Below are 13165 nucleotides of genomic sequence, written 5' to 3' on the forward strand. Positions count from 1 at the left end.
TATGAAACTGAAGACGGAGCTGTATCTGACAGCGGAAGAAAAGCTTCCTAAGAGTGGGAAGCAGATTATTGGACAGGTGAATGGAGATGAAATAGTAGTGTATCAGGCGTATAATCGCTGGATTGCAAAATATGCTGTAGAACATCAGGTGTTGGGTGGAAGCAACTTCAGCTACAGCCGCATGTCCTGGATTAAGCCTAACTTTTTATGGATGATGTTCCGGTGTGGCTGGGCTTCCAAAGAGAATCAGGAGCGGGTATTGGCTTTGTGGTTGCGAAAGGCTGATTTTGAGGTGATATTATCGCAGGCTGTACGCTCTTCTTTTAAGGCAGAAGATTATAGTGACCGGGACGCCTGGAAACTGGATATGGAGAGAAAAGAGGTTCGCTTACAGTGGGACCCTGACCACGACCCTTATGGCAATAAGATGGGCAGAAGAGCTATTCAACTTGGGCTAAAGGGGAACATGCTGGAAGCATTTGGCCGGGAAATGGTAACGGGCATTGAAGACATTACTGATTTTGTGAAGGAGCAAAAAGTATGGGTAGATGATAAACAGCTGGATAAGCTGGAGGTGCCTGCAGAGCAGGTATACGATGTACAGAATACTGTATTGGAAAGAATTGTTGGTATTGTAAAGCCATATTAAGAGTCATGAAAACGGTAACATTATATCGCCCGGTACGGGGTGCAGGAAGTAGGAGGTGATTTGCATCAGGAGTTATGGGTACCTGCTGAGGAACTGGAGGTATTCAATGATCATATACGCGGGGTGATAGAGATTGCGAAAGTGTTTAAAGGAGATAAGTTTAGAGAACCTGAAAGCAGGGTAGTTGCAGAAGCCCTGCAAAAACATCAATAGTTATGAAATACCATAATCAATGGCTGGTGGAGCGCTATGACGCCGGTAAATTATTAAAATATATTTTCTTCTGGGGACACCGGCCATCGATGGATGGTAGTGTTACCAAAACCTGTTTTAGTCAATGGTGGGTAGCGCCGTTTGAGGTAGAAGGGGTAGTGTATAAGACCGCGGAACATTGGATGATGGCGGAGAAAGCGCGGTTATTTAATGACGAAGCGGCGTGGGAAAAGGTTATTGCGGCTGCTACACCAGATGAGGCTAAGAAAGGAGGCCGGATGGTAAGGGGTTTTGATGCGGAGGTATGGGATAAACATAAGTTTGCCATTGTTACAGAAGGCAACAGGCATAAGTTTTCCCAACATCAGGCTCTACAACGATTTCTGGTAGATACAGGTGACAGGGTGCTGGTAGAAGCCAGTCCCGTTGACGCTATCTGGGGTATCGGCCTTGCAGCGGATAAGCCCGGAATTGAGAACCCACATACCTGGAAGGGAGAAAACCTGCTGGGGTATGCTCTTATGGAAGTAAGAGATTTATTAAAAGAAACATCATGAACGAACCCATAAAAGGTACCAGTAAATTTCTGAGTCTGGTACTGAGACATAAACCTGAAACCATTGGTCTGCAACTGGATGAAAATGGTTGGGCCAATGTGGATGAACTGATTACTAAATGTGCTGCTACTGGTCGTATTTATACACCGGAGGATCTGGATGAGATAGTGGCAACCAATGATAAAAAGCGCTTTGCCTATAGCGAAGATAAAAGGCGCATCCGTGCCAACCAGGGACATTCCATTATGGTGGAACTAAACCTGCCTGTGACGGAGCCACCGGAGTGGCTGTACCATGGTACGCCAGAGAAGTTTGTAGCTGCCATACGTGCAGAAGGGCTGCGTAAAATGGAACGGCAGCATGTACATCTGAGTGGTGACAGAGAAACGGCGCATAAAGTAGGCAGCAGACGTGGCAGGCCTGTGATACTGCCGGTACACAGTGGACAAATGCATCGCGATGGATATGTATTCTATCTGTCAGATAACGGTGTATGGCTTACAGACCATGTGCCCACAGATTATATTGATTAGCAACGGGTAACCGTGGGCGGGCGTAAGTTGATACGTGCGCCCCGTTACTTTTGAAAAGAGAACACTATGAAAGCAGGAAATACGGGACGGGATATTTTACTGGGAGTAGCTATAGGGGATGCGCTGGGAGTACCGGTGGAGTTTAAGGATAGGGGTGAGTTGCAGCAGAACCCGGTTACGGGTATGCGTGCTTATGGTAGCTGGCGGCAGCCTGCAGGCACCTGGTCTGATGACAGCTCTCTTACTTTTTGCCTGGCGGAAACGCTGTGTGCCGGATATGATTTGTCAGACCTGGCCAACCGGTTTATTAACTGGAAGCAGCATGCTTACTGGACGGCACATAACAACGTATTTGATATAGGTAATGCTACCAATGCCGCCATTAGTGCGCTGGAAAGGAAAACATCTCCGCTGCTGTCAGGTGGGGCGGATGAAGGAAGCAATGGCAATGGCTCACTGATGCGTATACTGCCTTTACTGCTATACATTAAAAACAAACCGGTAGCAGAGCGGTTTGCGATAGTGAAAGAAGTGTCTGCGGTTACGCACCGGCATATACGTTCGGTGCTGGCCTGTTTTATTTATCTGGAGTTTGCAAGGCATTTGTTATCAGGGCAAAAACGGGAAGAAGCATGGACAATGACGCAGCAGGAGGTAACAGGCTTTTGGGCAGATAACGGAATATGCCCTGAGGCGGAAAAAAGCTGGATTGCTGAAACATGGGGTTGTACGCTGTGGCCACGTGATCTGGTGGTATCTAACGGATATGTAATACGTACCTTACAAGCGGCCGTGTGGTGTTTATTTCATACGGAAAGCTATAGTGAGGCAGTGCTGGCAGCGGTAAACCTGGGAGCAGATACAGACACTACTGCAGCGGTAGCCGGGGGATTAGCCGGATTGTATTATGGCTGGCAAACCATTCCCGCAGACTGGCAGTATGTACTGGCCCGCAGAAATGATATTACCGCGCTTGCAGATAAGCTGTCTGGCATATCCTGATGACTTACTGCTAAATACTGTGCAGGTGCCAGTAAGGGAATTGCCTAAAGTTTCCGGTTATTATACAATAGCTTATCTGCTTACTGTAGCTGACTGGCCACGTATTATTATCCGCTGAGGGGCGTTGGGATCGGGCTTGCCGGTTTTGATATATAGAATACTGAGATTGGGAACCATGTTTTTGAGATTATCGATTTCTGTTGCCCTGATAACCCAGGCATGTTGAATGAATGAGGTATCTATTCTTATCCGTTCAGGTGATTTAATAGGGTCGTTATCAATAATATATAATATGGGCGTGCCTGGTTTCAGTTGTTTGGATGTGGCTATACTGTCTAAGGGAATGAAGTGAACCTTGCCCGGTTTTTTGAGAAAGAGCCGGATTTTGCCATCGAGTTTAGTGGTAGAATCGTATCCTCTTGTAACTGATATGCTATCAATGTCGTTAGGATGCATATAGTAAGCGTAAGCTACTTTTGCGGTGTCCAGATAAAAGAATGTGTTTTGAGGGTTGAGACCTATTTGCTGTGCCTGAGTGTTATAATAGAATATGCATAGCACGAAGAGATATATGGCTTGTTTCATAAGAAATTGGTTTGGTTGGCGAATGGTATTCAATATAGTTATTTTTATTGATATAATAAAAGTAAGGGGGCTGTATCAATAACGATACGCCCCCTTTGTTTATGAACGGATACTGACTGCTTACTCTTTTTTAGCGGCTTTAGCGTTTTTGCGTAGCTGGCCCCAATAGTACAAAGGTGGTACTATTACAGGGGTAAACAGCAGCGTAGAGGTTAAACCACCGATAATAACGGTGGCTAGCGGACGCTGTACATCTGAACCTATGCCAGAGCTGATAGCGGCGGGAACAAGGCCTATAATGGCTACTATCAGCATCATAAGGATGGCGCGGAACTGATCGGCTGCTACATGGTGTACGGCAGCGCGGGTATCGGCGGGTTTCTGGTAGAATTCCCGGTTGAGGCCGGAAACGAGCATTACGCCTGCCATTACCGAAATACCGAAGATGGATACGAAGCCCACACCGGCAGATACGTTGAAGTGGTAGCCACGGATGAACAGGGCTATGATGCCACCTGCCAGTGCAAACAGAATACAGCTCATGGTTACGAACGTGTGGTTCATGCTTTTGAACAGCATGAAGAGAAATACGAACACGATAACAATGGTGAGCGGTATAGTGAACAACAGTTGCTTACCGGCACGCTCCAGGTTTTCGTACTGGCCGCCGTAGATGATGGAATAGCCTTTGGGCACTTTTACGCGCTGGTCTATCTTCTGCATCAGTTCGGCAACGAAGGAGCCCTGGTCGCGGCCGCGCACGTTGGTGCGCACGGTTATCATACGCTTGCCATCGATGCGGTAAATATTCGTTTGTCCGTCTACGAACGATACATCAGCCAGTTGTTCCATGGGTATCATAGCGCCGGTGGCGGAGGGTACCTGCATGGCTTTGATGGCTTCTATAGTGCTGCGGTTTTCGGGCAGGTAGCGGACTACTATGTCGTAACGTTTGGTGCCATCGTACATTGTACCTACGGCTTTACCGCCGATGGCCGTTTCTATCATGGTTTGTATATCACTTACGTTGATGCCAAAGCGGGCTGCGTTTTCGCGGTTGATGTTAATGGCCAGCTGGGCCTGCCGGCCTTCCTGCTCAATGTTTACGGAGGAGGCGCCCTGTGTGGCTTTTACTATGGCGGCAATACTGTCTGCTTTAGTACGCATCATTTCCAGATCTTCCCCTACTACAGAGATGGCGAGGTCTGCGGCACTGCCGGTTACAATCTCCATTACCTGGTCAATGATAGGCTGACCGGAGTTAAAGGAAGCGCCGGGTATGTTACGTTCCAGATCGGCCTGTATGCGGCGTACCAGTTCTTTCTTGGTAATGGTATCGCTCCAGAGCTTGTATTCTTTCAGGCCTACCAGTATTTCTGTTCTGTTGGCAGGGAAGGGGTCGGTACCATCATCGTTACGGCCGCTCTGGGTAATTACGTAGCGGATAGGAGGATACCGGCTGATGATCTCGCGTATTTTGGGGGCAATCTTTGCGTTCTCCTGTATGGTTACACCAGAGGGCAGGAAGGCACGCATGAAGATAGAACCCTCATCCAGTTCGGGCAGGAATTCGGTGCCTAGTTTGCCGCCGAAGCCAATGAGTATAATTACAATGATGCCGCCTATAATAGCTGTTTGTTTATAGTATTTGAGGAAGAAATGCAAAGAGCGCTGATAAGGCTTCTCCATCCATTCCAGTACCTTGTTGCGCTGCTCCTTCATGGGCTTATCAGCTGATAAGGCTTTCTTATAGGCGAACGAAATGAGTACGGGTATGAGTGTAAGGGCGCAGATCATAGCACCTATTACGGCAAAGCCGAGGGTGAGGGCCATGGGCGAGAACAGTTTGCCTTCTACACGGGTCATCATTAATATGGGTGTGTAGGCCAGAATAATGATGGTTACGGAGAAGAAGATTTCGCGGCCTACTTCCTGTGCGGCGAGTAAAGTAATGCCGCCAATACCGCTTTTCTTTTCTTCGGGGGTGGCGTTGCGGTAGCGGCGTATGAGGTGTTCTGCCATAATACAGGCACCATCTACAATAATACCGAAGTCTATAGCGCCCAATGATAACAGATTGGCGGGTATGCCGGATAAGCGCATTAATATGAACGTGAACAACAGTGCGAAGGGGATGGTGGCGGTTACTACCAATGCAGAGCGGATGCTGCCAAGGAAGAATATCAATACAATTACCACGATGCTTACACCGGTGAAAAGCGTGTGGGCAACGGTTTCCAGTGAGTGATCTATCAGGAAGCTTCTGTCGTACAATACACGCAGCTTTACGCCTTCGGGTAGTTCTGTGGCGGAGAGGTCTGCTATTTTTGCTTTGAGTGCTTTAAGTGCATCGCTGGGGTTTTCGCCACGGCGCAGCAGAATGATGCCTTCCGGGGAGCCTACTTTGTCAATGCCTTCTGCGGGCACGGAGTAGCCCAATACACCGGATGGGGGCGGGGGCATAATTTCTACTGTGGCTACATCTTTTACGTATACGGGTACACCGTTAACGGCGGTGAGTACAATGTTCTGTATGTCTTTTTCTGATTTAACAGCGCCCAGGCCACGAACAGCAAAGCCTTGTCCTCCGCGTTCTATAACGTTACCCCCGGTGTTGAGGTTGTTCTTCTGAACAGCATCTACCACGTTCTGCAGGGTAAGGTTGTATTTGCGTAGTTTGGCGGGAGCAGTAAGGATATGGTACTGCTTCATGGGGCCGCCAAAGTTGGTAACGTCAGCAATGCCGGGTACCTGCAGTATAGCCGGGCGTATTACCCAGTCCTGCAGGTCCCTTAGTTGCATGGGGGTAAAGGTGGCAGGGGCTTCTACCACGTATCTGTATATTTCACCCACGGCAGTGGTTAAGGGAGCCAGTTCCGGTGTAACCCCATCGGGCAGTTGCAGAGAGGAAAGGCGTTCTATTACCTGTTGCCGTGCAAAGTAATCGTCGGTGCCATCTTTAAACGTAAGCTGTACCACGCTTAAGCCAAATATGGTGCGGCTGCGGCGATCCTGCACGCCGGGTACATTGTTAAGGGCGCGTTCAACAGGTATGGTAACCTGTTGTTCTACCTCTTCAGCGGCGCGGCCATCGTAGGGCGCTACTACTATAACGTTGGTATCTGCAATGTCGGGGTAGGCTTCTATTTTCAGCTGGGTAAAACACCAGTAGCCTATGACCGACAGCACCACTGCGGCGATGATAACCGCCCAGCGGTTGCGCAGGGAGAATATGAGTATGTTGCGGATCATGCTTAAAAGAGATCTACGGGATGAGTAATAATTAAACCACCGGTATATTCCTGACGCAGCAGGGTTAATACTGCTTTTACTTTGGCAGCTTCGTCTATAAACGTAATGAGCATAGGCGGCTCGTCGAATGAGAACAACTCATTAGGGCGTTTCATCTGCTGGTGTTTGCCAAAGCCCATTACACCGGTAAGGGCAGTAGCGCCGTTTACCTTATGTACCAGCAGAAACTGCATGATGAAGTCGTATACGGGACGTGCCTGGTGGAAGTCGCTTTTATCTATGAATATCTGTGCCTGTACCTGTTGCATAACGGATTGTATTAATAACCGAATGAAATACCTTTTAACTGCATAGTGCCCTGTGTTACCACAGCCTCGCCGGGTTGTACGCCGCTGTAGATAATAACACGGTCGTTGATTTGTGCACCTGCCAGTACCTCGCGGCGCTGGAAGGAGGTATCGGAATTTTTTACAAATACATAGTTTTTACCCTGTACGGTAATAAGTGCGTTTTTAGGAACGGACAGGTTATTGCCTTCGCTAACACCAAACTGTACGGCGGCAAACATACCGGCGCGCAACTGGTTATCGGTATTAGGCAGGCCTATGCGCAGCTTTACCATGCGGGTTATGTTATCTACCACTTCACCTACGCTTTCAATGCTGCCGGTAAAGGTTTTATCCGGGAAGGAGGTAAAGCGCAGGGTACAGTTGCTGTTGAGTTTAATGCTGTTTACCTGGCTTTCGGGTATATCGCAGATAACCCATACTTTATTGGCGTTGGCGTGTACCAGTGTTTCAGGATTAAAGCCGGCCAGCTTTAAATGCGCTTCGTGTTCAATAATGGCGGTTCTTTCGTTGGCCAGATCGTTCTGCGCAACAGCTATATCAGTTTGTGCGCTTATAAGATCTGTTTTGGCATCGGAAACATCTTTTCCGGTACCAGCACCGTGCGCAGCCAGATCGGAGAAGCGTTCTACTTCTATCTGCTTCTGGTTTACGATGCTTTTCTTCTGCTGAATAATACTGCCCTTTTCGCGGATGCTGATAATGTGTTGCAGCAGGGAAGTATAGTTGGCAGTAAGTTCCGGGTTATCGAATAGTACCAGATTTTGCGATGGGTTTTCGCCGGAGCGTACTACCGTGGCTGCTACGCGCGCAGGGGCGGTAAGGGTAGCACTCATATTACTGGTGCCAATGGTTTCAGTGCCAAAGAAGCCGAGGGTAACGGTATCGCGGCCAAACTGAATACCGCGGCCACTATCGGTTACCTGTGCTTTGTAGGCTGGTGGCGGGGTTTTAGCAGGTTCATGTGAGCCGCAGGAGAACAGTGGCAGGGCTGTACCGGCTATGAGTATATAGGTAATAGTTTTTTGCATGAGTATGTTATAGTTGAGTAATCAATCCGGTTACGTGTAACAGTTGCAGGTAGTTTTTACGGTATTCGTATACTGCATCGTAGTACATTTTCTGGGTATCGAACCAGGTGCGTTGCGCATCTAAAAAGTCGATGATAGTAGTGCCGCCGCGGGTGTACGCATATTTAACGGAATTCAGTACCTGTGTGGCTTTACCCAGAATGTTGGCGTAGTGTGTTACGTTTTCTTTGCTGAGCTGCCAGCTTTGATAAGTGGTTTGTACTTCGGTGCTTACCTGCTGCTGTAAGGCGGTGAGTTGCTGCTGCGATTGCTGTAGCGCTATCTGCGACTTTTTAATACCACCCTGGTTGCGGCTGTAGAAAGGCAGGTCTATAGTGCCGAAGAAGCCGAAGTATTTTACGGTGTTCTGCGGGTTATAGATAAGGCCCAGTTCCGGAACAGGTTTGGACAGTGCGTGCTGCAATCTGATATTGCTTTGTGCAGCTTCAATGCCAGCCTGTGCGCCCTGCATATCTGGACGTTGGTGAAAGGAGAGGCGTATAAGGCTATCTACCTGCTGGTTTACGGCAATGTATACTACGGGGTCGGTAGTGTCTATACTGCCGGTGACGGTGGTGCCGGTAACCAGTTGCAGGTTCTGTAATTCGTTACGGTAGTTTTGTTGTGAAGTTTTTAGTTGCAGCTGGTACTGCTCGCTCAGCAGTTGGGTACGTACCAGTTCGTTGCTGCTGATGACCTGGTTTTTCAGACGCAGTTCCTGCGTTTTAACCAGACTGTCTATATTGGCTTTCGCTTCTTGCAGCAGCGTCAGGTTCATACTGTGGTACCATACATCCAGCCATTTGTTTCCTGCATCCAGCAGTACATCCCGCTCGGCATCGGCATATTGCTTCTCTGCCACGGTAACGTTTTTAGTGGCTACTTCCTGACTGTATTTACGCTGGCCCGACACCTGAAAGGGTTTGGTTACCTGCCACCATACCTGCCTGTTTTGCGGCTCGTAATACTTAGTGTTGGGGGCAAAGTTTTTAGCGTTCATCAGCTGCAACGTCTGGTTGTTGAGGCTGGGGTTGGGGCGTAACCCGGCGGTGATAACATCGGATTGTGCCAGCGATACTTGCAGCGATGCAGGTTTAAGAAAGGGATTGTTGCTTCTGGCTGCCTGCACAGCCTGTTGCAGTGTTAGCCCCCTTTGTGCATGCAAGGCGGGGAGTATGCTTATACTGCATACAAGGGTTACCATTAGTTTTTTCTGCATACCTGTGTTTCAATTGAGGTCCGGATAGGAAAATGATTAACTGCAAAACCTGTAACCGGTTTGCTGTCAGGGTTTAAAATCACATTAAATCTACCCGGGGTATAATAGAACTATGAACGCGGCAAAACTAAGCGTGTGTTATGGCGCAGGCAGTTAGAGGACTTTTAGAATATTATTAGAAAACTATTAGAATGGGCGTTGGGCTATTGATGTGGCAGTTTTAACCGGAAAACAGTGCCGTTGGGCGGTGTGGATTGCACTTCAATATCCCCCTTATGCAGGGATATAATGCGTTGGGTAAGTGACAGGCCGATGCCGTTGCCATCTGCATACTTTTTATTAGCCCCGCGGAAGAAGGGGGTGAAGATATGCGGCAGGTCTTCCGCCGGAATACCTGCTCCTTTATCTGCTATCTGTACCTGACAGCTTTGCTGGTTAAGGAGGATGGTAACGGTGCAGTGATGATCGGCTGAGAACTTACAGCCGTTTTCCATCAGGTTGGCAAAGGCCACCTTCAACAGGTATTCATTCCCGTGCAGGGTAAGCAGGCGGTCGTCTTCAATCTCGCCTTCAAACACCATACTTACCTGATAGGCGGTGTTGGATTTGAGTACCTGGGTACGGGCATCCCAGAGCACTTCATCCAGGCGCAGGGGTTTAAAGCCTATCTCTGCTTCGTCGTAGGTGGCTTTGGCAAAATCCAGCAGGTCGTTGCTCAGGCGGGCCAGCTTGCGGGCATCGGACAACGCCAGGGCAATTACTTCGCGGTATTCTGCCTGGGTACGGGGGCGGTTGGCAGATAGCTCCAGCTCTGCAATAATGGTAGCCAGCGGGGTGCGCAGCTCGTGAGAGATGTTGGAAACAAACTGTTTCTGGGCCTCAAAGGAGCTTTCCAGCCGGTTTAGCATGCGGTTGAAGGTGATGGCCAGCTCGGCAATTTCATCCCTGCCATTGCCCTCCGGAACGCGCAGGTGCAGGTTGGTAGCGGTAATATCTTCTACTTTGTCTACTATGGCTGATACGGGACGCAGGGCTTTTTTACTGAAGAGGCTGCCGGCGGCCAGGGTAAGGATGATAGAGAGGAAGAAGCCGGCGATCAGGGTGGCTTGCAGGTTGTGCAGTTTGCGGATGCCCATTACATCTTCCGCAGCGGCGGTGATAACGTAGGTTCTGCCTTTGTGATGGTACAGGAAACCTACGGCCTGGTTGCCGTTGATATGAAAGCGGATTTCTTTCTTTTGCAGGATGCGTTGCATCATCTGCGGGGTTTCTTTAACCTTGTCTATATCCGGGCCATCGTGGTACAGGAGGTTGAAAGAAGTGTCGTAAATAGCTACTTCCTCTTCGTTTACGGCGTTGTGGTAAATGAGTTGTAATACATTGGCGGGTACACCTGCATCCAGCAACAGATTGGCTTGCGTAATAGCACCTTGTTGCAGACGTTTAAAGAATTTGTCTTCCCTGTTTTCGGAATAGGAAAAGTACACTACCAGCGCAAAGGCCAGCAGTATGGCTGCAAACAGCAGGGTAAACAACAGGGTAAGCTTCAGCCGTATCTTCATGGGTTACCCTTCTTTTAATATAAAACCAACGCCTGCTTTGGTATGTATAAGGCGGGTGTCGTAGTCTTTATCAATCTTTTTACGCAGGTAGTTGATGTATACATCAATAAAGTTGGTGCCGGTATCGAAAATGGTATCCCATACTTTTTCGGCTATCTCGGTACGGCTGAGTATGCGACCGCTGTTGCGCATCATGTAAGCCAGCAGTTTGAATTCCTTGGGTGTGAGGGTAATTTCATTTCCGGCGCGGTTGGCCGTCATGGTCTGGGTGTTGAGTACCAGATCGCCCACGGTGAGCAGGGTGGGTAGGGGCGTTACGGGTGTCTGGTGACGTTTGGTAACGGTTCTGATACGGGCCATGAGTTCGCGGAAGTCGAAGGGTTTAACCAGATAGTCATCGGCTCCTGCATCCAGTCCTTCTATTTTGTCATCCGTAGTGCCCAGGGCGGTAAGGAGTATAATAGGCAGGTGAGGTTTGATGGAGCGGACGGTTTTACAGAGGTCTATGCCGTTCATCTGCGGAAGTATCACATCCATGATAACGGCATCGTAATCGTATTGCAGGGCCATTTTACGACCCAGCACACCATCATATGCCAGTTCCACTTCAAACTGATGCTCTTCCAGTCCGCGTTTTATCAGTTCGGCAACGCGTTGTTCATCTTCCACTACCAGAATTTTCAATGCGGGGTGTATTTGAGTACAAAGTAAGGGAATACCGGCGGTGTTAGGTAGCGGATGCGGGATTATGTTGGTACGGGGTTGGGGAGTCTTTGGGTAGCGGGAAACTGGCAGGCGCCTATACGGATGGTATACGGAACGTAGAAAGAGAGATGGAGGTGGTATGCGGTTGATATGGGGTTGCCTTGGGGTTGACATGGGCTTTTCCACAGAGTATTCACATTCCGGCGGGGGCGGAGCGGTATTTCCTTTGAATGATGCTTTATAAATGATACATTTAGAGTGACCAGAAAAACAGCAATGGCAAAAGTTGAAAGCTTATTTAACCTGAACGGGAAACTGGGTAATCACATCTTTAGCACTGTTAAAGGAAAGAAGGTGGTGCGGAGTGTTTCTTCCCGCCCGCACGTACAGCCGGAAGCCAGCCGGAAAAGTGGTAAAGACTTTGGCGCCGCCAGCTCTGCCGCTGCCCTGATACGACAGGGGTTTAAACCACTTACGCAGGTGTATGCTGATAATGAATATGACGACCGGTTGAAGCGGCTGGCGAACCAGGTGGTGCTGTCCGGGCCTGAAAGGTTGAAAGGGGCAAGACAGTTTACAGATGGAAATATGGCTTTATTAAAAGGTTTGGAGCTGAATAAACACACTGCGGTAAGTAAACTGCTACCGGCAGCGCCTGTTGTTACAACAGTTGCCGGCAATAGCATTACTATTGCCTTACCAAAGCTGTATACAGAGAAAATGTTTTTTGGCCCTGAGAAAGCCGCCGCGGCTGTAATACAGTTCCGCTGCTGCCTGCTGTATTTTACTGAGAAACGGGGCTTATATGTAACTGCGGAAGATCTGATTATTTCGTTGGCAAAAGAAACTTTTCCCGGCGGCTCTTTTAGTCTGCCGCTGGAAGGTGCAGATAATTGCGTAATCCTGCTGGCGTGGGGCATTCATTTTACAGCAAAGAATGACCAGCGGATGATTAATAACCGGAAGTACTATGCTGCAAACCTTTTAGAGGTAGTGCATCTGGAAAATGGAGCTATTAAGGTATTTGAGCCGGAGGTGTCTGCTACAACGGCTGTAGCGGCCGTTAATACAGTGCCTCAGGTGCAGTGGACGCTGGATGAGGAGTAAGGATTGAATGCCTTTTTTCCGCTTTTAAAAGCTTATAGATGTTAAAGTTGAAGAAAGTTTCTGAACAGCGTGTTGCAACAGCGGATTGGTTGAAAGGCTGTTGGCGGAGCAATACAAAGAATGGTTATGTGTTTACCCATCATTAAATATAATATACGTATAGTGTTTTTGTTGTAATTATTGAAAAAAGGAATATGTATAGCATGTTCCTTCTTTGAATGTGTTGTTCATTTTCTGATCATTTTGTTCAGGGTGGTTTGAAAATTAATAATCTCTTTATATTGCCTTTGAAAAATGATTACCTTAATATGAAAACTGTACCATTAAAACACTGTACCCTGAGAAAACACCTGATTGTAAAAGA

13 protein-coding genes are annotated in these 13165 nt (G+C 48.3%); 6 read left to right on the forward strand and 7 right to left on the reverse strand.

Features of this window, described 5'->3' with window-relative positions:
- Window position 1 precedes the first annotated feature (1 nt).
- The 5 genes from IEY13_RS06090 to IEY13_RS06110 all read left to right on the forward strand — a co-directional run bounded on the left by IEY13_RS06090 (window position 2) and on the right by IEY13_RS06110 (window position 2954).
- Window positions 2-649 carry a DUF4291 domain-containing protein gene (locus IEY13_RS06090; RefSeq protein ID WP_188951040.1) on the forward strand — a complete coding sequence of 216 codons (648 nt, stop codon included), beginning with the start codon at window positions 2-4 and terminating at the stop codon, window positions 647-649.
- Window positions 650-688: 39 nt separating this feature from the next.
- Window positions 689-862 (forward strand): hypothetical protein, encoded by a 174-nt coding sequence (locus IEY13_RS06095; protein WP_188951041.1) that lies wholly within the window; start codon window positions 689-691, stop codon window positions 860-862.
- 2 nt (window positions 863-864) lie between these two features.
- On the forward strand, window positions 865-1419 hold the full coding sequence (ybiA, locus tag IEY13_RS06100; RefSeq protein ID WP_188951042.1) for a riboflavin biosynthesis intermediates N-glycosidase: 555 nt from the start codon (window positions 865-867) through the stop codon (window positions 1417-1419).
- Window positions 1416-1952: an RNA 2'-phosphotransferase gene (locus IEY13_RS06105; RefSeq protein WP_188951043.1), complete on the forward strand. Its 537-nt coding sequence runs from the start codon at window positions 1416-1418 to the stop codon at window positions 1950-1952. The genes ybiA and IEY13_RS06105 overlap by 4 nt, the downstream gene beginning before the upstream one ends.
- Window positions 1953-2018: 66 nt before the next feature.
- A complete protein-coding gene (locus IEY13_RS06110) occupies window positions 2019-2954 on the forward strand; it encodes an ADP-ribosylglycohydrolase family protein (protein WP_188951044.1) in 936 nt (311 codons plus the stop codon).
- Between the two features lie 72 nt (window positions 2955-3026).
- On the opposite strand, the gene IEY13_RS06115 is transcribed toward IEY13_RS06110, so the two are convergent.
- The 7 genes from IEY13_RS06115 to IEY13_RS06145 form a co-directional block, all read right to left on the reverse strand.
- Entirely contained in the window at window positions 3027-3539 is a 513-nt protein-coding gene (locus tag IEY13_RS06115; protein ID WP_188951045.1) for a hypothetical protein, read from the reverse strand.
- A 120-nt stretch (window positions 3540-3659) separates the two neighbouring features.
- Window positions 3660-6791: an efflux RND transporter permease subunit gene (locus IEY13_RS06120; RefSeq protein ID WP_188951046.1), complete on the reverse strand. Its 3132-nt coding sequence runs from the start codon at window positions 6789-6791 to the stop codon at window positions 3660-3662.
- 2 nt (window positions 6792-6793) lie between these two features.
- Entirely contained in the window at window positions 6794-7099 is a 306-nt protein-coding gene (locus IEY13_RS06125) for a DUF190 domain-containing protein (RefSeq protein ID WP_188951047.1), read from the reverse strand.
- Window positions 7100-7110: 11 nt separating this feature from the next.
- The gene (locus IEY13_RS06130; RefSeq protein ID WP_188951048.1) at window positions 7111-8169 is read right to left on the reverse strand and encodes an efflux RND transporter periplasmic adaptor subunit; all 1059 of its coding nucleotides are present in this window, start codon (window positions 8167-8169) and stop codon (window positions 7111-7113) included.
- 7 nt (window positions 8170-8176) lie between these two features.
- Window positions 8177-9427 (reverse strand): TolC family protein, encoded by a 1251-nt coding sequence (locus IEY13_RS06135; protein ID WP_188951049.1) that lies wholly within the window; start codon window positions 9425-9427, stop codon window positions 8177-8179.
- 203 nt (window positions 9428-9630) lie between these two features.
- A complete protein-coding gene (locus IEY13_RS06140) occupies window positions 9631-10989 on the reverse strand; it encodes a HAMP domain-containing sensor histidine kinase (protein WP_188951050.1) in 1359 nt (452 codons plus the stop codon).
- A 3-nt stretch (window positions 10990-10992) separates the two neighbouring features.
- On the reverse strand, window positions 10993-11673 hold the full coding sequence (locus IEY13_RS06145) for a response regulator transcription factor (protein ID WP_188951051.1): 681 nt from the start codon (window positions 11671-11673) through the stop codon (window positions 10993-10995).
- 297 nt (window positions 11674-11970) lie between these two features.
- Here IEY13_RS06145 and IEY13_RS06150 point away from each other — a divergent pair, with 297 nt between their 5' ends.
- Window positions 11971-12801, forward strand: coding sequence for a hypothetical protein (locus IEY13_RS06150; RefSeq protein ID WP_188951052.1), 831 nt, complete (start codon window positions 11971-11973; stop codon window positions 12799-12801).
- The last annotated feature ends 364 nt before the right edge of the window (window positions 12802-13165 follow it).

The organism is Filimonas zeae, from assembly GCF_014641615.1.
Classification (GTDB): Bacteria; Bacteroidota; Bacteroidia; order Chitinophagales; family Chitinophagaceae; genus Filimonas; species Filimonas zeae.

Bases quoted from the DNA above. Each gene is read 5' to 3' on its own strand.
- IEY13_RS06090 (WP_188951040.1), top strand. From the start codon at position 2: ATGAAACTGAAGACGGAGCTGTATCTGACAGCGGAAGAAAAGCTTCCT.
- ybiA (WP_188951042.1), top strand. From the start codon at position 865: ATGAAATACCATAATCAATGGCTGGTGGAGCGCTATGACGCCGGTAAA.
- IEY13_RS06105 (WP_188951043.1), top strand. From the start codon at position 1,416: ATGAACGAACCCATAAAAGGTACCAGTAAATTTCTGAGTCTGGTACTG.
- IEY13_RS06110 (WP_188951044.1), top strand. From the start codon at position 2,019: ATGAAAGCAGGAAATACGGGACGGGATATTTTACTGGGAGTAGCTATA.
- IEY13_RS06115 (WP_188951045.1), bottom strand. From the start codon at position 3,539: ATGAAACAAGCCATATATCTCTTCGTGCTATGCATATTCTATTATAAC.
- IEY13_RS06120 (WP_188951046.1), bottom strand. From the start codon at position 6,791: ATGATCCGCAACATACTCATATTCTCCCTGCGCAACCGCTGGGCGGTT.
- IEY13_RS06125 (WP_188951047.1), bottom strand. From the start codon at position 7,099: ATGCAACAGGTACAGGCACAGATATTCATAGATAAAAGCGACTTCCAC.
- IEY13_RS06130 (WP_188951048.1), bottom strand. From the start codon at position 8,169: ATGCAAAAAACTATTACCTATATACTCATAGCCGGTACAGCCCTGCCA.
- IEY13_RS06135 (WP_188951049.1), bottom strand. From the start codon at position 9,427: ATGCAGAAAAAACTAATGGTAACCCTTGTATGCAGTATAAGCATACTC.
- IEY13_RS06140 (WP_188951050.1), bottom strand. From the start codon at position 10,989: ATGAAGATACGGCTGAAGCTTACCCTGTTGTTTACCCTGCTGTTTGCA.
- IEY13_RS06150 (WP_188951052.1), top strand. From the start codon at position 11,971: ATGGCAAAAGTTGAAAGCTTATTTAACCTGAACGGGAAACTGGGTAAT.